Source organism: Aestuariibius insulae, from assembly GCF_040783535.2.
GTDB classification, from domain to species: domain Bacteria; phylum Pseudomonadota; class Alphaproteobacteria; order Rhodobacterales; family Rhodobacteraceae; genus Aestuariibius; species Aestuariibius insulae.
In genome coordinates this window covers 404,856-427,135 of sequence record NZ_JBFONW020000002.1, presented here as the reverse complement: position 1 = coordinate 427,135, position 22,280 = coordinate 404,856, and the positions used below count along the sequence as shown (strand labels likewise).

Below are 22,280 nucleotides of genomic sequence, written 5' to 3'. Positions count from 1 at the left end.
CGGCGAAGTGGGCTCCGCCGCAACGCGATGGAGCTTTGAGTTCAGAAGAGTTCGTCTCGGCCGAAGTCTTCCATGAAATTATCGATGCTGAGATCGTCCAGATCGAGATTTTCGATGCGGGCCGTGGAATTGCCGGTGGTGTCGGTCCAGACCACATCGTCCCCGTCCTGAACGGCCCCCGCCAGAAAGAGGTCGAACTGTTCCTGAGCGGTCGTGTCCTCGCGCTGGACTGTATTCAGGATATCCTCTTCCACGTTGAAATCGACTACGACTGCGTTGGCATTATAGATACCTTCGTAGAACTGGAAGACATCGGCACCGGCACCGCCCTTGAGGCTGTCGGGAGCGTCGCCTTCGGAGTAGAAGTCGACAGCGACAAGCACGTCATCCCCGGGACCGCCTTTGAGGATGTCCGTGCCGCCGCCGCTTGCAAGGGTATCCCGACCGCCTCCTCCGATGAGAATATCGATTCCGTCGCCGCCGATGAGGGTGTCGCGCCCCTCTCCGCCGTTTAGTCGGTTGTTGCCATCGCCGCCTTCGCTGTCGAAGTTGCGTACGATGAGAAAATCATTGCCCGCACCGCCATAGAGTTGATCGTTTCCGGCTCCTGCGAGCATGAAGTCGTCGCCATTCTGGCCATAGAGCCTATCGTTGCCTAATCCCCCCTCCATGCGGTCATCTCCGACATTGCCCATGAGCGTATCGTTTCCCTCTCCGCCCACGAGAAAATCATTGCCGGCGCCACCGCCTACGAAATCGTCACCCAACCCGCCGAAGATCTGGTCTGCTCCGTCATTGCCGCGCAGATCGTCATTTCCGTCTTCTCCGTAGATGATGTCATCGCCCCTGCCACCAAAGACGCGATCGCCACCATCACCGGTTCGGATCGTATCGTTGCCAGATCCGGTTCGAACCGTGTCATCACCAGCACCTGTTTCAATGTCTTGTGGAAAGAAAGTGCGAGTGTCGATCAGTGTGACATCAGGCGCGTCATATCCAAGATCGGAGAGGACTGTCTGGAGCTGGAGGAAAAAGCCAGGGGTGTACCAGTCTGAACCGAGAAAGCTCAGATCCTCGATATCGACGCTGATGTTGGAGTAGCGTGCGGTATCGTTCGGCCCGTTAACGTCCCCGGAATTCGGTGCCGAGAACGATTCGTCGAAAACGGCGATTGTGGTAACGGTGCCCGAAATCGGGAGGCCCGCCTTGTCATAGACGATGTCAGTCCCGACCACCCTGACGCCGGTCAAGACTTCAGCGCCTGGCATGGACGTAACGTTGATAAAGCCCGTCGGTGTTGCATTGATAATCATGTGTCGTCTCCAGAGAAATGAAGGTCCGCAAACAATCGGGAGTGAAAAATCGAGTCTACCTGCGGGTGATCATCAGAACTTGATCAGGAGATGAAAGACCCTCGGGTGACTTTCTTCCGGGCGCTGCAAATTTGCCAAGCGAGGGACCCGCTCGCCAGGAGCGGGTCAGTCAGGGCGGGAAAGTGGCGGATCGGGCGTGACTTTCCCTGCCCGGTCGCGGCAAATGCCCCATATTCAAGCGTCAGGGCAGATCAAGGAGCGCCGCAATGAACCTCAAGGGAAAGACCGCAATCATCACCGGGTCCAATTCGGGGATCGGGCTGGGGGTCGCGCGGGAGCTGGCGAAGGCGGGGGCCGATGTCGTGCTGAACTCCTATACCGACAATGACGAGGATCACGCGCTGGCCAAGGAGATTTCGGACCAGACCGGAACGAAGGCGCGGTATATCCAAGCGGATCTGTCGAACGGGGACAAGGCGCGCGGGCTGGTCGAGGAGGCGGGGCGCTGCGATATCCTGATCAACAATGCGGGTATCCAGCATGTCGCCCCGATCGAAGAGTTTCCGGCGGCCAAATGGGATGCGATCATCGCGATCATGCTCTCCTCGGCCTTTCACACGGCGGCGGTCGCTTTGCCGATGATGCGCGAGGCGGGCTGGGGACGCGTGATCAACATCGCCTCGGCGCATGGTCTGACAGCCTCGCCCTATAAATCGGCCTATGTCAGCGCCAAGCACGGCGTCGTGGGCATGACCAAGGTCATCGCGCTGGAGACGGCCGAAGAGCCGATCACGGCCAATGCAATCTGCCCCGGCTACGTGATGACGCCGCTGGTCGAGAGCCAGATCCCCGACACGATGGAGCAATACGGCATGGACCGGGAGACCGCGATCCGCGAGGTCCTGCTCAAGCGGCAGCCGTCCAAGGAATTCGCCACCACCGAGCAGCTGGGCGGGGTCGCGCAGTTCCTCTGTTCGGACGCCGCCGCCCAGATCACCGGCACGACGATCAGTGTCGACGGCGGCTGGACGGCGCTCTAGCGCCTATTCGGCGGCGGTTGCAGCCTGCATCGGTTGGCCGATGCCCTGCGCAGTCAGGAAGGTTCGGATCTGATCGCGCGCGACCTCGGCCACGGGGAGCGTCTCGCCCAGATCGTGGAAGGTCATGGCAGTCACCGTGCCCGCGCCTGCTTCTTTGTCGGCGGGGCGGCGCCAGTCGGAATCGAGGTGATCGGACAGATGCGTGGTCGCGACCAGCTCTCCACTTCGGTAGTGGCGCAGGACGGGGTGAATGAACGGATCGGGCTCGCCCCCATAGGCGGTATGGGCGCGTTTGACATGGGTGGGCGTCGTGCCGAAATTGCCGAATTCCAGCGTCACCATCAGAAAATCGCGGGCAAGCGCGCCGTCCCGAACCCAGTCGACAGGCACGTCACGATAATGCGTGCCCGCCTCGGCTCCATCCGTCACGATCACATCGCCGAGAAAGCCGGGCTGCAAGAACATACCCGACGAAAGACTGATCCGGTCGATGATCGTGTCGATCAGGGCAGCCTCGTTCAGAGGCACACGGCTTGAGGGATAGGGCGTCCCGTTCACACGGCCCGCAATGAACTGCGTGAGCGCCGCGATATTGTGCCGGAAGCCGTGGACAAAGCCGGACATCGTCTTCTTGAAGTCGCGGCTTTGCATGACCGTCCCGGCGAACCAGAGGTTCTCCGCCGTCTCCGCCTCCCATTGCGCGGTCATCTTCGGGAATTTGCCGAAATGCTGCATGTCGGGCCGGATCGCCTCGTCAAAGATCTCCGCATCGAAGCGGAAGCCGGTGCAGCACAGGATGTGATCGTAATCGAGGACGATCTCGTGACCCTCGGCCGCCGTCATCTTCGCGCGCACCGTAAAGACATCGCCGTTTTTCTCGATCCGCATGGGTTCGGCATCGACGACGGCGTTCTGCGATTTCAGCTGATAGGTGTCGATGAAGTTGTTGTTCACCGCGCGGACATGGCCCACGAAATGGGTGTTCCAGGCGAACTTGATGGGATTGGGGCTCATCACGTGGATCGAGGCGGCATGTTCGATCAGCTGCTCGGCCGTCTCGAAAGCAGAGTTGCCCTTGCCCAGAATCAACACGCGCTTGCCGTTATAGCGGCTCCCGTCCTTGTCGAAGGTCATGTAATTGTCGGTTAGTTCGATCCCTTCGACCTCCGGCAGCCACGGCTTGGTGACGCCGGAGGCGACGATCACATGTTCCGACCTGAAGGCGCGGCCATCGGCGCAGGTCACGGTAAAGATCCCGTCCGCCTTAGAGATGCGGCTCACATCGGCATTGAAGGTGATGTTGCCTTCAAGCTGTTCGGCAAACCGCTCGAGGTATTCGACGTAAGTGTCTGCTTTGGGGAAGTATTTCGTCGTGAAGTCACCGACATTCAGACCTTCGTCGTTCAGCAGCGTATTCCAGTCATAGCGCAACCGCGCCTCGGGATCGGCAAGGCCGGTATGGACCTTGTTGATCGAGATGAAATTGCGGTGGCGCGGGAACTGGCGGAAGAACCCGCTCACAGCGTCTCCGCGTTCCAGAAGCTGCACGGAAAGGCCCTGTTTCCTCAGCAGGTAGCCTGCCTGAAGGCCCGCGGGGCCCGTTCCGACGACGATGCAATTCACCAATTTGCTCAAGATACGCTCCGATCCCTGTCTATCCCCGACAGTGTCCGGCGGGGTCTGCCAAAAGAAAAGAAACAACTGCAAGTTGTCAATTCCACGAAATGGGGAACGGAGCGGTCAAATGCGCGCAGGTCTTTTGCCCGGCCGGGTGGTCTTAATGCTGCGCGCGCTATATTGCACTGCAGCATGACGCATCCCCTGAAAATAAATCTGGCCCTGCAGGGCGGGGGTGCGCATGGCGCCTTCACCTGGGGCGTGCTCGACCGCATCCTCGCCGATGACGATATCGAAATCGCCGCCATCTCCGGCACCTCCGCCGGGGCGCTGAACGGGGCCGCTGTCAAATCGGGCATGATCTCTGGCGGCAAGGCGGGGGCGCGCGAAAATCTCGACTGGCTCTGGAGCAAGGTCGGCGCGGTCACCGATGACGTTTTGACGGCGTGGATCTCCTCGGTTTCTCCGACCTCGGCGGTGATGGCGCGTGCGCTTGAGACGACACCGGCCTATCAGGCGATGGATATGGCGATGCGGTTCTTCACGCCCTACACGTTGCCTGCCTTCGTCGACAATCCGCTGCGTCCGATCGTGGAAAAGTTCAGCTACGACAAGGTCTGCGCCACAGACGGCCCGGAGCTGTTTGTCTGCGCGACGAACGTGCGAACGGGCAAGATCCGCGTCTTTCAGGGCGAGGAGATCTCTCCCGATGCGATCCTCGCTTCGGCCTGCCTGCCGACGGTCTTCAAGGCGGTGGAGTTCGAGGATCCCCGCACTGGCCAGATCGAGGCGTTCTGGGATGGCGGCTATACCGGCAATCCCGCGCTCTTCCCACTCTACGAGCCGCATCTGCCCGATGATCTGGTGGTGGTGAACATCAATCCCATCGTGCGGGAAGAGGTGCCGCGCAATGCGCAGGCGATCCAGAACCGCATCAACGAGGTCAGCTTCAACACATCGCTTCTGCGAGAGCTGCGCGCCATCGACTTCGTCCGCCGCCTGATCGAAAGCGGCAAGATCGAGGACGGTCAGATGAAGCAGGTTCTGGTTCATATGATCGCCGATGATGCCTTGATGAACGACCTGAACGTGGCGACCAAGCTGATCCCGCAGCCCGCCATCCTCGCCCGGCTCAAATCGGCGGGGCAGGCGGCGGCGGACCGGTTCCTGACCGATCACAAGGCCGATCTGGGTCGGCAGAGTTCCGTCGATCTCAGGGCGATGTTCGATTGACCTTTGGGCCGGGATCGCGACAAGGTCGGCCCTGAGAGTGGCAGGACCCAAAGGAGACGACGATCCATGTCGCGACTAGCCGTTACCCTACTAAGCCTCGCCGTCCTGGCGGGATGCAACACCGTTCAGGGCGTGGGCCAGGATATCCAACGCAGCGGACAGGCGATCCAGCGGGCCGCCAACTAGGCCAGACCCGCAAGCAGCTTCGCCGCCAGCGCCCACATGACAAGGCCGATCCCGATATCGAGGATCCTCCAGGCGCGCGCCGATTGCAGCAGCGGCGCGAGAAGTCGCGCGCCGTAGCCCAGCGAGAAAAAGAACACGAAAGACGCCGTGACCGCTCCGATGCCGTAGGCCAGCCGCGGGCCGCCTTCGGCAAAGCCCAGCGAGATCGCCCCAACAAGGCCCAGCGTGTCGAGATAGACATGGGGATTGAGCCAGGTAAAGGCCGCGCCCGTTGCCAGCGTTTTCCACAAGCCCGCCGACTGCCCGGCTAGCGTCATCTCGTAATCGCCGATCCAGGCCGCGCGAAACCGCAGCGCGCCGTACGCCAGCAGGAACAGCGCGCCTCCAATCGCCATGATCCGGGGCAGGGCGGGGATCGCCTCGGTGATCGTGCTGAAGCCCGCGACCCCTGCAGTGATAAGCAGCGCATCCGACGTCGCGCAGAGCAGGCACAGCCAGAAAACATGCGTCCGAAGCAGGCCTTGTCGCAGCACAAATGCGTTCTGCGCGCCAATGGCCAGGATCAGCGAAAACCCCGTGACAAAGCCCGTGGCCGCCGCCGCGATCATCCGGAGGCAGGCACCGGATCGAGCAACTCGCGATCCCCGTTCGGATAGACCAGCCCGGCCGAGATCACGAGCTTTGCCGCATCCTCGACCGACATATCCAGCTCCACCACATCCTCGGTCGGCAGGAACAGCAAAAAGCCCGAGGTGGGGTTCGGCGTCGTCGGCACGAAGACCGACGTCATCTCATAGCCGCCCGCCTTGGCGCGCACCTCGCCCTTGGTCGTGGTCGAGATGAACCCGACCGCCCAGATGCCGCGGCGGGGATATTCGATCAGGCAGGCTTTCTCGAAGCTCGATTCGGTTTGGGCAAAGACCGTCTCGGCGATCTGCTTGACGCCGTTATAGATCGAGCGAACGACCGGCGTGCGCTGGACCAGACGCTCGGCCGAGCGGATGATCGACCGCCCGATCAGACCCTTGGCCATCCATCCGATGATGATCGTGAAGAGCAGGAAGACGATGACCCCAACGCCCCGAATCGAGGCGCGGTCGTCCACATCGACCTCGGGGCCAAGCCAGCGGCGCAACAGGATATCGGGCTGATAGCCGTCCGGGATCAGCGGCAGAACGAAGCCGTCGACCCAGCCGATCACCGTCCAGATCAGCCAGATGGTCAGGCCGATGGGCGCGATCACGACAAGACCGGCAAGAAAGTTGGCTCTGAGCCGGCCCAGGAACGTCGTGCGACGCTCCGGAGGTGGATCTGGCGTGAAAGGTTGTGTCATCGGACCGGTCTCGGCTCCCCGCGTTGCCGCCTATCTAGGCGAGCGAACCGCCCGGGACAACTGCACTTTCTGCTTTCCGCGTCTTGGTTTGCAGTTCTAGTGCAATCTCTGCCGCAAGACGCGCATTGTTGAGCACAAGCGCGATATTCGCCTCGAGAGAGCGCCCCTCCGTCAGCTCGAAAATGCGCTGCAGCAGGAAGGGTGTAACCGATTTGCCGCTGATGCCCTGCGCCTCGGCCTCGGCCTCGGCCAGCGCCTGCGAGATGATCGGATCGATCACCTCGCGCGGGATCTCGGTGGAGGCGGGGATCGGGTTCGCCACAAGCTGCCCCCCCGGCAGGCCAAGCGCCTGGCGGGCCAGATGCATCTGCGCGATCTCGGCGGCACTGTCGGCGCGCAGCGGCGCGGGCAGGCCGCTGTCCCGCGACCAGAAGGCGGGCAGGGCGTCTTGCCCGTAGGCAATAACGGGCACCCCGTTCGTCTCCAGCACTTCAAGCGTCTTGGGCAGATCGAGGATCGCCTTCGCGCCCGCCCCCACGACCGTGACAGGTGTCTGGGCCAGTTCGGTCAGATCGGCGGAGATGTCGAAACTCTGCTCCGCGCCGCGATGCACCCCGCCGATCCCGCCGGTCGCGAAAACTGCGATCCCGGCATGGGCGGCGGCAATCATCGTGGCCGAAACTGTGGTCGCCCCGGTGCCGCCGCGCGCCATGCAGGCGGCGAGATCCGCGCGCGACAGCTTGGCCACATCGCGCGCCTGCGCCAGCGCCTCCAGTTCGGGATCTGTCAGCCCGATCTTCAGCCGTCCGTCCATCACCGCGATCGTGGCAGGCACGGCGCCTGTCTTGTGGATCTGATCCTCGACCCGGCGCGCGGTCTCGACATTCTGCGGATAGGGCATCCCATGAGTGATAATCGTGCTTTCCAGCGCGACCACGGCGTCCCGATCCGGCACGATCCCCGGGGCCAGATCGACGGCGATCATAGGTCTTCTCCCGACACATAGCGGGCGGCGGCCTGCAGCGCTTGCGCCAGTGCATCCGTGCCGGTCGCACCGCCCAGCTCGGCCACGATATGCGCAGCCATCAGTGTATCTCCCGCCCCGGTAATGCGCTTGGCCAGAACGGCGGGCGGCGTGGCGCGAACGACGCCGTGCGGGCTCGACTTCGCGGCGGCACGGGCCCCATCGGTGACAAGGATCCGCGCGCCGGTCCCGCGAGCCAGCGCAGCCAGCGCCTCATTCGCGTCGGCCGCCTCGACACCCGACAGCGCATTGGCCTCTTCGAGGTTCAGATAAAGCGTTGCATGATCGCAGCCCAGAAAAGGCTTCAACCGGTGGATCTTGCCCGGCGAGGCAGGTGCGACTCTCAAATCGGCCTTTGCAAAGGCAGGATGCTCCGCGATCTGTGCCAGAAGCGAGGCTTTGAGATTGCCGTCCAGCGCGATGATCCCGGAATAAGGCGCAGCTTGCGTGGCGATAGGGCCTTTGACCAGCGGCGCAAGGATCGCATCGCCCGCTTCCTCGAGCGAATGGGCGTCAGCGATGGCGGCCGTCAGCTCTCCAGCCGCTTCGATGGCCATATAGGTGTCGGTGGGCTTGTCCGAGCGGTGGATGTGATCGGTGACCATCCCCAGCTCCCGCGCCCTTTGCACCAGCGCGTCCCCCGCATAGTCGCGCCCCAAAGCCGTCAGCAGAACCGGCGTCATCTTCAGCCTGGCCAGCGTCATCGCGATATTCATTGCCACCCCGCCCGGAAGCCGGGTGATGCGCCCGGGCCTGTCAGCGCCGAGCGGCATGGCGTCAGGATTTCGCCCGATCACGTCCCACAGGACCGATCCGATACAGATGATCTCGCTCATGAACGCCTCTTCGCCCGGCTGGCTGCCCCGTGCAAGGTCAGGACGGATCTGTCCCCGGAACGGCAAAGGTCAGCGACGCCCAGAGCGTCTCCCAGACCGCATCGGGGTTGGCGGCAAGCGCCGCTTCCAAGGGCTCGCGCAGGATCACCGCATCGGCCAGATAGCTGTGCCCCGGCCTGACCGGCAGCAACGCCACGCCTTCTGTATCGGTGCGGTGCAGCGTGATATCGACCGCGCCGTCCGGCGCCTTCTCGAACAGTTCGACCTGCGCATCGGGTCGCGGATCGCCGAGATAGAGCACCCGCACCGGCAGAACACCATCGAGCGGCGCGGTATAGGGATTGGCAAGCGCAACGATCTCGGTCTCGAGCCCCGATGGCGCATCCTCCCCGCCTCCATCGCCGACGGCGATCAGAGTGCGGGCATAGCGCGTGTAGCTTTCGACGAAATCCTGCTTGGGCAGATCGCGCGAATTGTGCAGCGCCGTGATCCCCGCGAAATCCTTATGCTCGGCAAAGGACAGGAACTTGTCGAACGTCTCGTAACGCACCTTGGCGGGCATCGAGACATAGGCCAGCGCGACCAGACCATCCTCCGCGTTATCCAGCTGCGCGGCGGGCATATCGCCTGGACGCCCGCCCAGCGGGTCGGTCCCGTTCCCCGCCGTGACCTCGAAGCGCTGGAACCTTTGTGGAAAAAAAGCGAACCGGGTGCCTTCGAATTCCTCTCCGTTGACGATATGAGCGGCAAGGGGATCGCCGGTCGCGACTTGATAGTCGACCGGTTCGATCCAGAATTCATGGGCGCTGGCCAGACCAGCCGGACACAAAGCGAGAAGGGCGGCAAGAATGCGCATGGGGATCTCCGATTTGACCAAGGCGAAGGTGGCTGCATGGCGGCTGGTGTCAACCGCTCTGTTGATCTGGATCGCCCTGTCCCGCGCCGCTTTTGCCCATGAGGTCTTTCCCAGCGTCGCCGATCTGTCCGTGGAGGACGGCGTCGCCACGATCGAGACGCGCCTCAACCTCGAAGCGATTCTGGCGGGCGTGGATCTCGACGGGCTCGAGGATACCGATGCCGCCGAAAATGCGGCCGACTACGACGCGCTCCACGCGCTGGACCCCGCCGCTTTGGAAGAGCGTCTGCGCGCCGCCTGGCCCAGTATTGCAGACAACATCACGATCACCAGCGGCGGTGCCCCGCTCGAGCCACGGCTGGAGGGTGTCGAGATCCCTCAGGTCGATAGTCCCGAGGAAACCCGGCTCTCAATGCTCACGATGACAGCGGATCTCCCCGAAGGCGCGCAATCGGTCAGCGTCGGCTGGGCGCGGGAATACGGCACACTCGTTCTGCGGCAGCAGGGGGTCGAGAACCCGGCTACCGAAACCCTGACCGGTGGCGAGATCTCTCCTCCCATCGCGCTGGAAGGCGGCGGTGCCGCCAGCGGAGGCTCCACCTTCCTCGAGTATATTTGGGTCGGCTTCGAGCATATCATCCCGCTCGGTCTCGATCATATCCTCTTCGTTCTCGGCCTTTTCTTCCTCGCCGCCCGCATCCGCCCTTTGATCTGGCAGGTCACGGCCTTCACGCTCGCTCACACGATCACCCTCGCAATGGCCGCCCTCGGGATCGTCCGCATCTCGCCTGACATCGTCGAGCCGCTCATCGCCGCCTCGATCGTCTATGTCGCGGTTGAGAATATCTTTGCCCGGGGCCTCACCCCGTGGCGGCCCGCGGTCATCTTCGGCTTCGGTCTGCTGCACGGTCTGGGGTTCGCCAGCGTGCTGGGCGAGTTCGGGCTGCCCGAAGGCGCCTTCATTCCCGCCCTGATCGGCTTCAACGTGGGTGTCGAGATCGGCCAGCTTGTGGTCATCGCTGTCGCCTTCGCGATCTCGATCCCGGCGCTGCGCGCTTCGCGGATTGCGGGGATGGAGACAGGGATCGTCGCGGGCTACATCGCCTTCGCCTTCCTGTGCTGCGCAGGCCTCGTGATCGGCGCGGATCCGATGCCCGAGTTCATGCAGGTCTACGTGCTGCCCTTCCTGCTGCCGCTTGCGGTCCTCGGCTTTCTCTGCGCCACCTGCGTCGCCGCCGCATCCGTCGGCACCGAAGCCTACCGCCAATTCGTCAGCATCCCGGCCTCCGCCGCGATCGCACTGGTCGGCATCTGGTGGGTCATCGAACGGACGCTGCTTTAGGAGGGGTCAGTTGGCTTGCAAAATCTGCGCCGGGTTAATGTAATCCCGCTCAAAAAAGTCTCTCCAAAGCGCCTCAATCGCGCCGTCAGCCGATAATCGATCAAATGCCTGCCGGACCTTCTCCTCTGTCTCGGACGCGTCCGCTGGAACGACGATCCAAACCGGAGCTATGAAAAGCTGATCTATTGAGATGGCGACTTCATATCCGGCGCCGATGAACTGATCTGCGACATAGGAGCTCGTCAGGACGTGATCGATCCCTTCGGGTGACGGAAGGCCCAGATGGAGAAGCGCATCGATATCAGTGGAGAACTCGACAAAGGTCACGTCAGTCCCTTCCAAGTCCGACCCGGGCACAAGGGCAACCTGACCGGTCAGGATCGCGGTTTTGTAGATGCATCCCCGACAGACCCCGATCCGATCGCCTGCAATCGGAAGCGCAGTGGCATTATCCTCCTCCGCCGGATCGTCTGGCTCACCCTTCGCCGAAACAAGAACGATCGTGTCATAGTAATAGGGACCAATGAATCGAAACCGCGTCTCTCGAGTAGGATCCCGAGACATCGAGGCGACGGCGAAGTCCCAGTCGTCCTGCCATTCCCCGCTTTGAATTGTGTTAAAATCGGTGGCGGCAAAGGTCAGATCTTCCCCGATCTCGTCAGCAATTACTCTGGCAACGGCCACGTCGAACCCATCGGGTTCACCGTTGCTTAGATAGGACAGCGGTTCGTAGTCGCTGTCGAACGGCACACCAAGGGGATCTGCAACGAGAGGCCCGGCCAGCAGGCAAGCGATCAGCGCGCTATTCCGGATCATCGGTATAGGCATCTACACTTTCATGGGACCAGTCTTTGAGAAGTGTAATGAAAGAGCCGAAGTAAAAGCCGATGATCAGTCCGCCCCAGTTTTGCAGCACATCAGGAATCGAGAAACCCGATTTGAAGATCGGCATGAGCGCCACGACGAAGATGACGCAAAGCGCGATAAGCGAACTTACGATTACGGCGGCATAAACCACGAAGCGTTTGGTCGCTTGGTCCAACCCGATATTAGCAGCACGAACCCTTTGGCGGCGCCTAGGAACACTTGTCATCTCTAAATTCCCTCTTCAATGCTACGTGCAAATTCATAAAGCTCAAAAATTCGAGCATCTGCATCCGATGTTGAAAGACGCAGACGGCTCTCGACGCGATCTCCCGCCTCGACATAGGCAGCCCAAAGCCCTTTCAGAAAAGGATCTGTCTGGATTGAGGCACGTAAAACCTCCTTCGGGCGACCGTCGCCGTAGCGGGTAACCCGTTCCAGACAATCCGCCCAATCCATGAAAAGCCGCCGCTGCGCCGTCCACGACATGCTAATCGCCTCGGCATGCCTTAATCCATTGGCAGAATTTTCCGCAGTTGATATGCAATCCTCATTGGCAGCATGAAGACCTGCTAGCGTCTGATACACTCTGACGACCGGCAGATCTGCATCAATATCAGATGAAAAATCGATACTTCTCAACATCTCGGTTCCAACTTGGATCGCGACATCGAGAACCTGGCCATGGTTGCCGTAGGGCCGGCGCAGGTTTTGGCTAAGAGACAGCGTCTCCAGAAGCTCGAGGTTTATGATCCACTTTTCCCGGTCGGTAAGGGCGGAAAACCCATCAAGCTCATTGAGATCATTGGATCCTGCGGGACTTCTGACCAAAGGGATGTCGTCGTAACTGAGGTTTGACCTCACCACTTTGAGATAGGCCAGATAATTGTCCAGCCTGGGATCATAGGTAATTGCTGTTTCCGCAGCGGATATAGCGCGTTGGAACGTCCTTTCATCAAGACTGCCATCACGAAGAGCTTTGCTGATTTCACTGCGGTAGAGACGGGCAAGGGATTCCGTCCGGTCCAGCTCAACAGTAAGGGGAAGGGGTCCTCCGAAATAGGACCTGTCTAGCCGTTTGACGATAAAGCTTTCCCCTCTTGGAAAGAAGACGGTTTCTCCGTCAATTCCAAGAGCTTCGATTTCAAAATGGGCGAAATCATCGATAAGGGAGGCATCGCCAAAGGACTCGTAGAAGTTATATCCAGTCCGGTCAGAACCCGGTAAATCTCCCAGTTTTCCATTAGGTGTTATCTTATCAATCCAGTCGTTACTCGTAAGCGAGGGCTTGTTTTGTGACACCGCGAGGTCGATACTTACTCTAGGAGCTTCAAATTGAGGTTCGTTGTACCCAAAATGCGCGATGCTTAACCTAAGATTAAATTTGTCATCGAGATTTTGGGCCTGTGCCGAATTAACTCCCGTCAGGACCGCCCCCGCGATCCAGATTGCTGGCCAGTTCATGGTCGGCACCCGCAGCCCGAGACTGTTCCGTCGCTATCCAACGTCTCCGCGCAACAGCTGCGACCTTCGGAAGCTTCACAGCAATAGACGGTTTGGTTTTTGTCCTTGATCGGCTGGCAGATGGGCGATCCATCATAAGCGGCGCCAAGATAAGTCGAAATAATCGAAATAAAAAATTGAATACTCACCGGTAAACCCTCCTCCGGCATGACACAAAAAAGTACAAAAGATTCAACTTGAGGCAGAAACTTAACAGATTTCTTCTATTCGAGCAAGGTTGGGCTGACGTGAGGTCTTTACTTGCAACTCCGATGTGATTGGCCTAAGGCGCGCACACTTCACAGGCGAAGGCGGGCTGATGGGAGAGACATCCCCTGACGTCCACCGGTTGGGCAACCGCCCTGATCCTTCGTCTCAGGTTCAAACCGGAAAGGTAAACAGACATGGCTCTTCCAGAGTTTTCCATGCGCCAGCTCCTTGAAGCAGGCGTTCACTTCGGCCACCAGACCCAGCGCTGGAACCCGCGTATGGAGCCCTATATCTACGGCTCGCGCAACGGCATCCACATCATGGACCTCACCCAGACGGTCCCGCTTCTCGATCAGGCGCTCGGCGCGATCCGCGACACCGTTTCGCGCGGCGGCCGCGTTCTGTTCGTCGGCACCAAACGTCAGGCGCAGCGGTCCATCGCCGAAGCGGCCGAGAAATCGGCGCAATACTACATGAACCACCGCTGGCTCGGCGGCACGCTGACCAACTGGCAGACCGTGTCGAAATCGATCAGCCGTCTCAAGCAGATCGACGAGGCGATGGAGCAGGGCTCCGACGGTCTCACCAAGAAAGAGCGCCTAGGCATGGAGCGGGACCAGGCCAAGCTTCAGGCGTCGCTCGGCGGGATCCGCGAAATGGGCGGCGTGCCCGATCTTCTTTTCGTCATCGACGTCAATAAAGAAGATCTCGCCATCGCCGAAGCCAACAAGCTGGGCATCCCGGTCGTCGCCATCGTCGACACCAACTGCTCGCCCGATGGCGTCGACTACATCATCCCCGGCAACGACGACGCGGCCCGGGCCATTGCGCTCTACTGCGATCTGGCCTCGCGCGCGGCGCTCGACGGCATGACCGCCCAGATGGGCGCGGCCGGTATCGATGTCGGCGAAATGGTCGAAGCCTCCGAAGAGCTGGTGGAGGAAGCCGATCCCGCTTTCGAGCCGGCCGATGCGCCCGCCAAAGAGGTGACCCAGCAGCCGATCTCGGACGAGGCCGTCCGCGATGACGCCGCCCAGCCCGAGGCGCCGCTCGACATCGAAAACAGCGAGCCCGGCGAAAAGGTCTAAACCGCCGCTCGTTATACGACTGTTACCGGACGGGCGCATGTCCCGTCCGGACCCAACTTCAGGAGAGAGACATATGGCAATCACCGCTGCACAGGTGAAAGAGCTCCGCGACTCCACGGGCGCGGGCATGATGGATGCCAAAAAGGCGCTGACCGAAACGGATGGCGACATGGAGGCGGCTGTTGACTGGCTGCGCACCAAGGGCCTTGCCAAGGCTGCCAAGAAATCCGGACGCACCGCCGCCGAGGGCCTCGTGGCCGTCAGCGTCGAAGACGGCAAAGGCGTCGCGGTCGAGGTGAACTCCGAAACCGATTTCGTCGCCAAGAATGCCGACTTCCAAGAGATGGTCAGCCAGATCACCAACGTCGCCCGCACCGTCGGCTCTGTCGAGGCGCTGAACGAAGCCGAAATCGGCGGCAAGCAGGTCTCTGCCATCATCACCGACAAGATCGCCACCATCGGCGAAAATATGTCCGTGCGCCGCATGCAGGTGCTCGAAGGCGAGACGGTTGTCTCCTACGTCCACAACGCCGCGGCCCCCGACATGGGCAAGATCGGCGTTCTTGTCGCGCTCAAAGGCGACAATGCCGCCTTCGGCAAGCAGGTCGCGATGCATATCGCCGCTGTGAACCCGGCGTCGCTGAGCGAGGCGGATCTTGATCCGGCGGTGGTCGAGAAGGAAAAGCAGGTCCAGATGGACATCGCCCGCGAAAGCGGCAAGCCCGAGCAGGTCATCGAGAAGATGATCGTCGGTCGCATGAAGAAATACATGGCCGAGGTCACGCTGGTGAACCAGCAATTCGTGGTCAACCCCGATCTAACCGTCGCCAAGGCTGCCGAAGAGGCGGGCGTCGAGGTCACCGGATTTGTCCGGCTCGAGGTCGGCGAAGGCATCGAAAAGGTCGAGGAAGACTTCGCCGCCGAAGTCGCCAAGGCCGCACAGGGCTAAGCCGTTTCAAGACTCAACGTAAAAAGCCGCCCGGTTCGCGCCGGGCGGCGTTTTCATGCGCTCCGCTGAAAAGAGGCGTCGTCCTCCGCCGCCTCCAGCAGATCGCCCGGCTGGCAGGCCAGAACGCCGCAGATCTTGGCCAGCGTCTCGAACCGGATCCCCTTCACCTTGCCTGATTTCAGCAGGCTCAGGTTCTGCTCGCTGATCCCGATCTCCTCGGCCAGCGCGCGCGACGTCATCTTGCGCCGCGCCAACATCACATCAAGCCGCACGATGATCTGCATCAGACAAAGGTCCGGTTTTCGTCCGAGAGCCGCGTCGCTTCGCTCATGACCCAGCCGATCAGTGTGACGAACCCGCCCGCGAACAGAAAGCCCAGCTCCGCATCCGACAGCCCGATGGAAAGCGTCCGCTCTCCGGCGGGGTTGGACCAGGTCAGGATGAGGATCTGCACCGTGCGCACGACAATCTGACTGACCGCCAGCGCGAGCAGGCCCAGCCCGATCCGGTGCAAGTGCCGGACAGTTTCAGGCACAAAGATGCGCGCCTCGCGATAGGCCGCAAGAAGGCAGCGCAGCTGGTCTAGGATCAGCATAATAATGATGAACGGGATCGCCCCGGCCAGCCGAACCATGGCGAGCTGGGTGTTCGAAAGCGGATCGGCGATCTGAAGGCCCGGAAATTCCGACGCGAGCGTATCGCCGGAGAACCCGCTGCTCGCGACAGCAAGGATCGCAACGAGCGGAAGCAGGACAAGGGCAGGGATCGTCGCCCAGTACAGCCAGGTCGACAGGCGGGCGATGCGGGTTTGAGCTTGCATGGGGAACCTCGATATGAATTATATGTTTATCGTAAAACATTAAACATACGTAGATCAAGGTGAAATATGCGCATTCCTCTCTTCGCTATAGCATTGGCCCTCTCCGCCTGCACGTCCGTCGTCCGCTCTACGGTGGCCGAACTTGAAACCCGCTCCCCGGTCGACACCGATCCTGCCGCGATGACCATCGTCGCAGACCTGCCGCCGGGACTGGGGATCGCCGAAGGCAGCCCGACCTTGCGGCTATCCGCTCTCCGGTCCGATACGGGCGCGCAGACCGAAGGGGTCTTCGTGCTGGCACGCGGCGGCGCCCCGGGGGCCGAGACATTTCGCGTCGCACCCGCCGATCTAGACCGCTTCCGCAGGCTGCAAGCGCAGATCAAGGATTGGAAGGCCGAGGCGGCATCAGAAACAAAAGGACAGCTCAACATGGGGGTCAAAGGCTGCCGCATCGGCGCAGGCCCGGTGCCCAGCGCGTCCCTCTCGATCGCGATGCAACTGGAAGAGGACGGCCCTGTCCTGCCGCTGATCCGTCCGACCCCGATCAAACGGGTCCTGCGGATCACCGGGGTCGAGGAGCTGCCGGATTGCTAGTCCGCGTCGGGCTCCACCGGCTTGAAGGTCAGCGTGAACTCCGCCCCACCCTCAGGGTGGGTGCGGGCTGCCAGCCGCCCGCTTAGCCGCTGGGTATAGACCTGACAGATCTTCATCCCAAGCCCGCGCGACAGCGTAGGATCGAACCCACCTGTCAGGCCAGGGCCGTAATCGCGCACCTGCAACACCAGATCGGCCCCCGCATCGCGCAGGGTGACATCGATCCGCGCCGATCCGTCGGCCTCGCCATGCTTGACCGCATTGCCGACCAGCTCGGTGGTCACAAGACCCAAGGCAATCGCCATATCGGCCGGTACGATGCGATCGGCGATATCCTCGCAGCGTATCTCTCCCGTGCCTTCGGTGATGGCGATGGTCAGATCCCGGCACAAAACGCGCAGATATTCGCTTAGCGAGATCTCCCGCATCCCGCGCGACAGATGCAGCTGATCGTGAAGCCGCCCGATCGTCGCGATCCTGTTGGCCGCGTCCGTGACAGCCGCGCGCGCCGCGCCATCCTCCAGATCGCGCAGCTGAAGCCGCAGAACGCCCGACACGAGGGCAAAGCTGTTCTTCACCCGGTGATCGATCTCGGCGGCCAGCAGATCCTGCTGCGCCAGCAGCCGGTCCTTTTCCTGCAACTCGCGCGTCAGACGCTCCGCGTAGGATTGAAGCTGCAGATCCCGCTCCGACAGCGAATTGGCATAGCGGATCTGCGGCGTGATATCGCGCGAGACGGCAAGGATGCGCTGCATCGCGCCATCGGGCCCCGAAACCGGCGTCACGGTCACATGCCACCAGCGATCGGTCATCCGCGCGGTCGGGCAAAACGCCTCGAACCGGGTGGTCAGCCCCAGACGCGCATCCTCGACGGCGGTCTCAAGCTGCTGGCGTGCCTCTTTCGGCCAAAGCGAAGTCCATAGTTGCCCGTCGATGGCATCGAAATCATCGATCTCCATCGCGGCCATGCCGTTTGCGTTCATAAAGGACAGCGTCCCGTCAAGCTCGATCAGCTTGATACAATCGGCAGAGCTGTCCAGCACGGACAGCGCGAAAGCGGCCGCCTGACTGTCCAGAAGGTCAAGAGCCCGGCGATTTGGATCAAGGCGCGTGGTGTCGTTCATCGTGGAGGTCATGCAAGCCTCCCTGCACAGGGCGAGATATAGAAAGACGTCTTGACCTATAGGGGGGCCGAGCCCTCTGACCCAAGACAATTAGTCTTCGATATGTGAACAAATCCTTAATAACTAAACTAGATCTGTTCGGTCAGAGGTGAAAACTCCCGCAATCGCGTCAATCGTGACCTTGCATCGCCCGGGGCGGCATCGTTTGATAGCGCTATCCGTTGGAGGAGAACGTCCCATGTCAACTTCCAGACCCGCGCCTGATGCGGTCGTTGACCTTTTCATCATCGGCGGCGGGATCAACGGCTGCGGCATCGCGCGGGATGCGGCGGGGCGGGGCCTGACCGTCCGCCTGGCCGAGATGAACGATCTGGCCTCCGGCACCTCCTCGGCCTCGACCAAGCTCTTTCACGGAGGCCTGCGCTATCTGGAATATTTCGAGGTCCGCCTCGTCCGCGAGGCCCTGATCGAACGGGAGATCCTGCTCAAGGCGATGCCGCATATCTCCTGGCCCATGCGCTTCGTGCTGCCCTATCACAAGGACATGCGTTTCGAAGGCGAGACGCCGACCTCCAAGCTGCTCAATACCGTGATGCCTTGGATGAAAGGCCGCCGCCCGGCCTGGCTGATCCGGCTGGGTCTGGCGATGTATGACAGCCTGGGCGGGCGCAAGATCCTGCCCGCCACGCGCACACTGGACCTGCGCAGCGCCCCCGAGGGCGCCCCGCTCGAGGACCGGTTCGAAAAGGCCTACGAATATTCCGATTGCTGGATCGAGGATTCCCGTCTCGTCGTTCTGAACGCCCGCGATGCCGAGGCGCGCGGGGCTGAGATTCTGACCCGCACCAAGGTCCTGTCGGCCCGCCGCACCGACGATCTGTGGGAGATCGAAACCGAAGCGGACGGCAAGACCCGCACCCACCGCGCCCGGATGCTCGTCAATGCGGGCGGCCCCTGGGTCGGCGATATCATTCAGCAGAAGGTCCGCCTGAACACCCAGGAAGGCGTCCGCCTTGTGCGCGGCAGCCATATCGTGACCAAGAAACTTTACGATCACGACAAGTGCTACTTCTTCCAGGGCGAGGATGGGCGGATCATCTTCGCAATCCCCTACGAGACCGACTTCACCCTGATCGGCACGACCGATGCCGATCACGAGGATCCCTCCATCAAACCCGTCGCGACGCCGGAAGAGATCGAGTATCTCTGCGCCTTCGCCAACGGCTATTTCAAGCAGGACATCACGCCCGAGGATGTCGTCTGGACCTATTCGGGTGTCCGGCCCCTTTACGATGACGGCGCCTCCAGCGCGACGGCGGCAACCCGGGATTATACGCTCAAGGTCGACACAAGCGGCGGCGTGCCGATGCTGAATATCTTCGGCGGCAAGATCACCACCTATCGCCGCCTTGCCGAAAGCGCGCTCGAGAAGATCGGCGCGCATTTCCCTCACACCCCCGGCCCGTGGACGGCAGGGCTTCCGCTTCCGGGAGGGGACTTTCCTGTCAAGGATGTGGACCGCCTGATCTCCGAGCTTGAGGCGCAGTACCCCTTCCTCGACCGCCGCTGGGCCCGCCGCCTGATCCGCGCCTATGGCACCGATGCCCGGCTCATCCTGGACGACGCCAAGACCGAAGACGACCTCGGCAAAGCGTTCGGAGGCACCCTGACCGAACGCGAGGTCGAGTGGCTGATGAAACGCGAATATGCGGAGACTGCCGAGGATGTGCTCTGGCGCCGCTCCAAACTGGGTCTGCGCCTCTCGAAAGACGAGGCCAAAGCGCTGGACACATGGATGACCAAAGCGCGCAAATCGCGCCGGTCTCTCGCTGCCGAATAACCGAACAGGCGGCTAGGAAATCTCCTGCTTTCCGTGCAGCAGCGCGTGGATATGGCTCGCCGAGCCGGTCAGCGCCGCGTAATCGTCCTCGATCAGCGAGACCGAGAAATTGTGCATGAAGCCCGCGAACCGGCCCTTGTCGCGGAACGCGTCGGCAAACCCGTATTCATTCAGGAACGGCCCGAAGGCGCGCGCCACGCCCCCCACCAGATAAACGCCGCCGAAGGGCAGGTGGATCAGCGACAGATTGCCCGCCACGGTGCCGAAGATCTTCGTAAAAACCCGGGCCGCATCGGCGGCGCGCCCATTCTTGTCCTGCGCGCACTCGTCCATGATGTCCTTGGCGCGCGCCTCCTTGGGATCGCCCGCCTCGTGGCCAAGCCAAGAATAGACCCGCTCCAGACCCCGGCCCGAAACGACATCCTCGACCGCTGGAAATCCATGCGCGGACGAGACGAAATTGCACAGCCGCAGCTCGGCCTCCGTGCGGATCGGCAGATTAGCATGGCCCGCCTCTGCCGGGGGAACGACGCGGCCTTCCTCGACATCATAGACCGGCGCCACGTTGAACCCCGTTCCGATGCCGATCACCAGCTTGGCGGCGTTGGGATTGTCCTGCCCTGACCCCTCAACGATGCGGTGCAGGTTCTCCTCGCGGATATAGCCCAGAGCATGCCCCTGCGCCTGAAGATCGTTGAGGATCGCGACCGTCTCGGACTTCGTCGCCCGCGCGATCGTGTCCTTGTCCATCGTCCAGTCAAGATTGGTCATCGTCGCGCGCCCGTCCCGCACAGGACCGGCCACCGCGACGCAAGCGGCGTCGGGATCGACCTCGGCCTCGTCGATATACTGGCGCAGGACGCTTTCGAGCCCCGGATAATCGGCATTGGAAAACCGCCGGATCGACCCGTCCCGGACCTTATGCCCATCGGCGAGGGCCACGCGCGTATTCGTTCCACCGATATCGGCAACGAGGCTAAGGGAAGTCTGGGACATGAAGCCTCCGAAACTGCGCCGCGATCAGCGGGACAGGGCGTCTTTGAGCGCGTGATAGGATGCTTTGGGGGTGCGCTTCAAGCTGTCCCAGTCCACATGGACCAGACCGAAGCGCTTGTCATAGCCCAGCGCCCATTCGTAATTGTCGAGCAGCGACCAGACGAAATAGCCCTTGAGCGGCACGCCCCCCGCCATCGCCTCGCGCGCCTTAGCCAGATGCTGGTCCAGATAGTCGATCCGCACATCGTCCGCGACCGCCCCATCCACCAGCTCGTCGGCATTCGCCATCCCGTTCTCGGTCACGTAAAGCGGCAGATCGCCGGTATACTCCTTGGCGGTGCGCAGCAGAAAATCATGCAGCCCCTGCGGATAGATCTCCCAGTCCATCAGCGTCTTGGGCAAAGGCCCCTCCACCTCTTTGAGCGACGGCCACGGCCCGTCCGTGGGCGCGATCAGCTTGCGGGTGTAGTAATTCAGCCCGCACCAATCGACCGGCGTGCCGATCACATCTAAATCGTCCTCCCACCCCTCGGGCAAATGCGCCCCCAGCCCGTCCAGCACCGTCTGCGGATATTCCTTGAGAAAGATCCCGCCGGTATAGAACCGGTTGTAATAGCCGTCATAGCGCTCTGCGGCGGCGGCGGCTTCTGCGCTGTCATCGGCAGGCGCGGCCCACTCGAAATTGCAGACCGCCCCCAGATTGCCCATGCCGAGGCCCCGCATCGCCTGAATGGCCGTCCCATGCGCCAGCAGGACATGATGCATCGCGCGGGCCGTGGCGCGGATATCGCGCAGACCCGGCGCGTGATGGCCTTCGAAATGGCTCATCCAGGCGACACACCACGGCTCGTTGATCGGCGCGACACCGGCCATACGGTCGCCGATCCGGCCCATGATCACCTCCGCAAACTCCCCGAACCGGGCGGCGATATCGCGGTTGGTCCAGCCCCCCTGATCGGCCAAAGCGGACGGCAGCTCCCAGTGATAAAGCGTCGCCCAGGGCTGGAGCCCCCGCGCCAGCATCGCATCGGTCAGCCGGTCGTAGAAATCGAGACCCTCGGGATTGGGCGTCTTGCCGTCCGGCATCACCCGCGCCCAGCTGGTCGAGAACCGGTAGGCATCGAACCCCGCCGCCGCCAGCAGATCCAGATCCTCCTCGTAGCGGTGATAGTGATCGCAGGCCCGCACGCCGTTTTCGGCCCGCACCACATTGCCCGGCGTCGCGGCAAACGTATCCCAATGGGTGGTCCCGGCACCGCCGAATCCGTGCCCTTCGATCTGGTAGGCCGAGGTCGCCGATCCAAAGACGAATCCGTCCGGAAAAGCGCTGCGAGGGGGGAGGTTCGACATGCTGGCGCCCTTTGCGACCGGATTTTCCGTTAGCGCTATCTTAGTTCAGGAAAAAATTAGGGTCAAAGCGGCCTTTTTTATAAAAGATGCTGCGCCTGCAAAGGGTTTGGCCCTGCATGGCCGGTTGACTCGGTCTATCGAGACTGCAACCCTCATTGCGTC

Annotated in this window: 23 protein-coding genes; 8 read left to right on the top strand and 15 right to left on the bottom strand. The window is 61.8% G+C overall.

The features are described 5' to 3' along the window. Positions 1–41 precede the first annotated feature (41 nt). Positions 42–1,313 (bottom strand): calcium-binding protein, encoded by a 1,272-nt coding sequence (locus tag AAD018_RS08405; RefSeq protein ID WP_367315053.1) that lies wholly within the window; start codon positions 1,311–1,313, stop codon positions 42–44. 266 nt (positions 1,314–1,579) lie between these two features. Here AAD018_RS08405 and AAD018_RS08400 point away from each other — a divergent pair, with 266 nt between their 5' ends. Then, entirely contained in the window at positions 1,580–2,353 is a 774-nt protein-coding gene (locus tag AAD018_RS08400; RefSeq protein WP_367315052.1) for a 3-hydroxybutyrate dehydrogenase, read from the top strand. A gap of 3 nt (positions 2,354–2,356) precedes the next feature. On the opposite strand, the gene AAD018_RS08395 is transcribed toward AAD018_RS08400, so the two are convergent. After that, the gene (locus AAD018_RS08395) at positions 2,357–3,988 is read right to left on the bottom strand and encodes an NAD(P)-binding domain-containing protein (protein ID WP_367315051.1); all 1,632 of its coding nucleotides are present in this window, start codon (positions 3,986–3,988) and stop codon (positions 2,357–2,359) included. A gap of 174 nt (positions 3,989–4,162) precedes the next feature. On the opposite strand from AAD018_RS08395, the gene AAD018_RS08390 reads away from it, so the two are divergent. Beyond that, positions 4,163–5,203 (top strand): patatin-like phospholipase family protein, encoded by a 1,041-nt coding sequence (locus tag AAD018_RS08390; RefSeq protein WP_367315050.1) that lies wholly within the window; start codon positions 4,163–4,165, stop codon positions 5,201–5,203. A 66-nt stretch (positions 5,204–5,269) separates the two neighbouring features. Then, complete coding sequence (locus AAD018_RS08385; RefSeq protein WP_367315049.1) at positions 5,270–5,389, top strand: entericidin A/B family lipoprotein; 120 nt, start codon at positions 5,270–5,272, stop codon at positions 5,387–5,389. On the opposite strand, the gene AAD018_RS08380 is transcribed toward AAD018_RS08385, so the two are convergent. Genes AAD018_RS08380 through AAD018_RS08360 form a run of 5 tightly spaced genes read right to left on the bottom strand, consistent with a single transcriptional unit; the run spans position 5,386 to position 9,438 of the window. Next, positions 5,386–5,997, bottom strand: a complete 612-nt coding sequence (locus tag AAD018_RS08380) for a LysE/ArgO family amino acid transporter (RefSeq protein WP_367315048.1) — start codon at positions 5,995–5,997, stop codon at positions 5,386–5,388. The genes AAD018_RS08385 and AAD018_RS08380 overlap by 4 nt on opposite strands. Beyond that, entirely contained in the window at positions 5,994–6,722 is a 729-nt protein-coding gene (locus AAD018_RS08375) for a DUF502 domain-containing protein (RefSeq protein WP_367315047.1), read from the bottom strand. Before AAD018_RS08375 ends, AAD018_RS08380 begins: the two co-directional genes overlap by 4 nt. Positions 6,723–6,756: 34 nt before the next feature. After that, positions 6,757–7,707 (bottom strand): pseudouridine-5'-phosphate glycosidase, encoded by a 951-nt coding sequence (locus AAD018_RS08370; RefSeq protein WP_367315046.1) that lies wholly within the window; start codon positions 7,705–7,707, stop codon positions 6,757–6,759. Next, a complete protein-coding gene (locus tag AAD018_RS08365) occupies positions 7,704–8,582 on the bottom strand; it encodes a PfkB family carbohydrate kinase (RefSeq protein ID WP_367315045.1) in 879 nt (292 codons plus the stop codon). Before AAD018_RS08365 ends, AAD018_RS08370 begins: the two co-directional genes overlap by 4 nt. Before the next feature lie 37 nt (positions 8,583–8,619). After that, positions 8,620–9,438, bottom strand: coding sequence for a DUF4198 domain-containing protein (locus AAD018_RS08360; RefSeq protein WP_367315043.1), 819 nt, complete (start codon positions 9,436–9,438; stop codon positions 8,620–8,622). Here AAD018_RS08360 and AAD018_RS08355 point away from each other — a divergent pair. Then, complete coding sequence (locus AAD018_RS08355; RefSeq protein ID WP_367315042.1) at positions 9,431–10,780, top strand: HupE/UreJ family protein; 1,350 nt, start codon at positions 9,431–9,433, stop codon at positions 10,778–10,780. The two genes, AAD018_RS08360 and AAD018_RS08355, sit on opposite strands and share 8 nt — an antisense overlap. A gap of 6 nt (positions 10,781–10,786) precedes the next feature. On the opposite strand, the gene AAD018_RS08350 is transcribed toward AAD018_RS08355, so the two are convergent. From AAD018_RS08350 to AAD018_RS08340, 3 genes are read right to left on the bottom strand one after another with little or no spacing between them, the layout of a single operon-like run. Further along, on the bottom strand, positions 10,787–11,596 hold the full coding sequence (locus AAD018_RS08350) for a transporter substrate-binding domain-containing protein (RefSeq protein ID WP_367315041.1): 810 nt from the start codon (positions 11,594–11,596) through the stop codon (positions 10,787–10,789). After that, complete coding sequence (locus tag AAD018_RS08345; RefSeq protein WP_367315039.1) at positions 11,583–11,873, bottom strand: hypothetical protein; 291 nt, start codon at positions 11,871–11,873, stop codon at positions 11,583–11,585. The genes AAD018_RS08350 and AAD018_RS08345 overlap by 14 nt, the downstream gene beginning before the upstream one ends. 2 nt (positions 11,874–11,875) lie before the next feature. Then, on the bottom strand, positions 11,876–13,108 hold the full coding sequence (locus AAD018_RS08340; RefSeq protein ID WP_367315037.1) for a hypothetical protein: 1,233 nt from the start codon (positions 13,106–13,108) through the stop codon (positions 11,876–11,878). A 443-nt stretch (positions 13,109–13,551) separates the two neighbouring features. On the opposite strand from AAD018_RS08340, the gene rpsB reads away from it, so the two are divergent. Together rpsB and tsf are read left to right on the top strand one after the other, a co-directional pair. Then, the gene (rpsB, locus tag AAD018_RS08335) at positions 13,552–14,445 is read left to right on the top strand and encodes a 30S ribosomal protein S2 (protein WP_367315036.1); all 894 of its coding nucleotides are present in this window, start codon (positions 13,552–13,554) and stop codon (positions 14,443–14,445) included. 73 nt (positions 14,446–14,518) lie between these two features. After that, positions 14,519–15,394 carry a translation elongation factor Ts gene (gene tsf / locus AAD018_RS08330; protein ID WP_367315035.1) on the top strand — a complete coding sequence of 292 codons (876 nt, stop codon included), beginning with the start codon at positions 14,519–14,521 and terminating at the stop codon, positions 15,392–15,394. A gap of 53 nt (positions 15,395–15,447) precedes the next feature. On the opposite strand, the gene AAD018_RS08325 is transcribed toward tsf, so the two are convergent. Both AAD018_RS08325 and AAD018_RS08320 read right to left on the bottom strand, forming a co-directional pair. After that, the gene (locus tag AAD018_RS08325) at positions 15,448–15,678 is read right to left on the bottom strand and encodes a helix-turn-helix domain-containing protein (RefSeq protein WP_367315034.1); all 231 of its coding nucleotides are present in this window, start codon (positions 15,676–15,678) and stop codon (positions 15,448–15,450) included. Continuing rightward, the gene (locus tag AAD018_RS08320) at positions 15,678–16,214 is read right to left on the bottom strand and encodes a DUF2975 domain-containing protein (protein ID WP_367315033.1); all 537 of its coding nucleotides are present in this window, start codon (positions 16,212–16,214) and stop codon (positions 15,678–15,680) included. The genes AAD018_RS08325 and AAD018_RS08320 overlap by 1 nt, the downstream gene beginning before the upstream one ends. A gap of 66 nt (positions 16,215–16,280) precedes the next feature. Here AAD018_RS08320 and AAD018_RS08315 point away from each other — a divergent pair, with 66 nt between their 5' ends. Further along, on the top strand, positions 16,281–16,808 hold the full coding sequence (locus tag AAD018_RS08315) for a hypothetical protein (RefSeq protein WP_367315032.1): 528 nt from the start codon (positions 16,281–16,283) through the stop codon (positions 16,806–16,808). Here the strand turns inward: AAD018_RS08315 and AAD018_RS08310 are convergent. Then, complete coding sequence (locus AAD018_RS08310; protein WP_367315030.1) at positions 16,805–17,944, bottom strand: sensor histidine kinase; 1,140 nt, start codon at positions 17,942–17,944, stop codon at positions 16,805–16,807. The two genes, AAD018_RS08315 and AAD018_RS08310, sit on opposite strands and share 4 nt — an antisense overlap. Positions 17,945–18,170: 226 nt before the next feature. Between AAD018_RS08310 and glpD the strand changes: the two genes are divergently transcribed. Next, positions 18,171–19,772: a glycerol-3-phosphate dehydrogenase gene (gene glpD, locus AAD018_RS08305; protein ID WP_367315029.1), complete on the top strand. Its 1,602-nt coding sequence runs from the start codon at positions 18,171–18,173 to the stop codon at positions 19,770–19,772. Between the two features lie 12 nt (positions 19,773–19,784). Here glpD and AAD018_RS08300 read toward each other — a convergent pair whose 3' ends face one another. Together AAD018_RS08300 and AAD018_RS08295 are read right to left on the bottom strand one after the other, a co-directional pair. Beyond that, a complete protein-coding gene (locus AAD018_RS08300) occupies positions 19,785–20,768 on the bottom strand; it encodes a glucokinase (RefSeq protein ID WP_367315028.1) in 984 nt (327 codons plus the stop codon). Positions 20,769–20,792: 24 nt separating this feature from the next. Then, positions 20,793–22,118: a GH1 family beta-glucosidase gene (locus AAD018_RS08295; RefSeq protein WP_367315027.1), complete on the bottom strand. Its 1,326-nt coding sequence runs from the start codon at positions 22,116–22,118 to the stop codon at positions 20,793–20,795. Between the last annotated feature and the right edge of the window lie 162 nt (positions 22,119–22,280).

Excerpts from the sequence above, each read along its gene's own strand:
- AAD018_RS08405 (WP_367315053.1), bottom strand. The coding sequence starts at position 1,313 with ATGATTATCAATGCAACACCGACGGGCTTTATCAACGTTACGTCCATG.
- AAD018_RS08400 (WP_367315052.1), top strand. The coding sequence starts at position 1,580 with ATGAACCTCAAGGGAAAGACCGCAATCATCACCGGGTCCAATTCGGGG.
- AAD018_RS08390 (WP_367315050.1), top strand. The coding sequence starts at position 4,163 with ATGACGCATCCCCTGAAAATAAATCTGGCCCTGCAGGGCGGGGGTGCG.
- AAD018_RS08385 (WP_367315049.1), top strand. The coding sequence starts at position 5,270 with ATGTCGCGACTAGCCGTTACCCTACTAAGCCTCGCCGTCCTGGCGGGA.
- AAD018_RS08380 (WP_367315048.1), bottom strand. The coding sequence starts at position 5,997 with ATGATCGCGGCGGCGGCCACGGGCTTTGTCACGGGGTTTTCGCTGATC.
- AAD018_RS08375 (WP_367315047.1), bottom strand. The coding sequence starts at position 6,722 with ATGACACAACCTTTCACGCCAGATCCACCTCCGGAGCGTCGCACGACG.
- AAD018_RS08370 (WP_367315046.1), bottom strand. The coding sequence starts at position 7,707 with ATGATCGCCGTCGATCTGGCCCCGGGGATCGTGCCGGATCGGGACGCC.
- AAD018_RS08365 (WP_367315045.1), bottom strand. The coding sequence starts at position 8,582 with ATGAGCGAGATCATCTGTATCGGATCGGTCCTGTGGGACGTGATCGGG.
- AAD018_RS08355 (WP_367315042.1), top strand. The coding sequence starts at position 9,431 with ATGCGCATGGGGATCTCCGATTTGACCAAGGCGAAGGTGGCTGCATGG.
- AAD018_RS08360 (WP_367315043.1), bottom strand. The coding sequence starts at position 9,438 with ATGCGCATTCTTGCCGCCCTTCTCGCTTTGTGTCCGGCTGGTCTGGCC.
- AAD018_RS08350 (WP_367315041.1), bottom strand. The coding sequence starts at position 11,596 with ATGATCCGGAATAGCGCGCTGATCGCTTGCCTGCTGGCCGGGCCTCTC.
- AAD018_RS08345 (WP_367315039.1), bottom strand. The coding sequence starts at position 11,873 with ATGACAAGTGTTCCTAGGCGCCGCCAAAGGGTTCGTGCTGCTAATATC.
- AAD018_RS08340 (WP_367315037.1), bottom strand. The coding sequence starts at position 13,108 with ATGAACTGGCCAGCAATCTGGATCGCGGGGGCGGTCCTGACGGGAGTT.
- rpsB (WP_367315036.1), top strand. The coding sequence starts at position 13,552 with ATGGCTCTTCCAGAGTTTTCCATGCGCCAGCTCCTTGAAGCAGGCGTT.
- tsf (WP_367315035.1), top strand. The coding sequence starts at position 14,519 with ATGGCAATCACCGCTGCACAGGTGAAAGAGCTCCGCGACTCCACGGGC.
- AAD018_RS08325 (WP_367315034.1), bottom strand. The coding sequence starts at position 15,678 with ATGCAGATCATCGTGCGGCTTGATGTGATGTTGGCGCGGCGCAAGATG.
- AAD018_RS08320 (WP_367315033.1), bottom strand. The coding sequence starts at position 16,214 with ATGCAAGCTCAAACCCGCATCGCCCGCCTGTCGACCTGGCTGTACTGG.
- AAD018_RS08315 (WP_367315032.1), top strand. The coding sequence starts at position 16,281 with ATGCGCATTCCTCTCTTCGCTATAGCATTGGCCCTCTCCGCCTGCACG.
- AAD018_RS08310 (WP_367315030.1), bottom strand. The coding sequence starts at position 17,944 with ATGACCTCCACGATGAACGACACCACGCGCCTTGATCCAAATCGCCGG.
- glpD (WP_367315029.1), top strand. The coding sequence starts at position 18,171 with ATGTCAACTTCCAGACCCGCGCCTGATGCGGTCGTTGACCTTTTCATC.
- AAD018_RS08300 (WP_367315028.1), bottom strand. The coding sequence starts at position 20,768 with ATGTCCCAGACTTCCCTTAGCCTCGTTGCCGATATCGGTGGAACGAAT.
- AAD018_RS08295 (WP_367315027.1), bottom strand. The coding sequence starts at position 22,118 with ATGTCGAACCTCCCCCCTCGCAGCGCTTTTCCGGACGGATTCGTCTTT.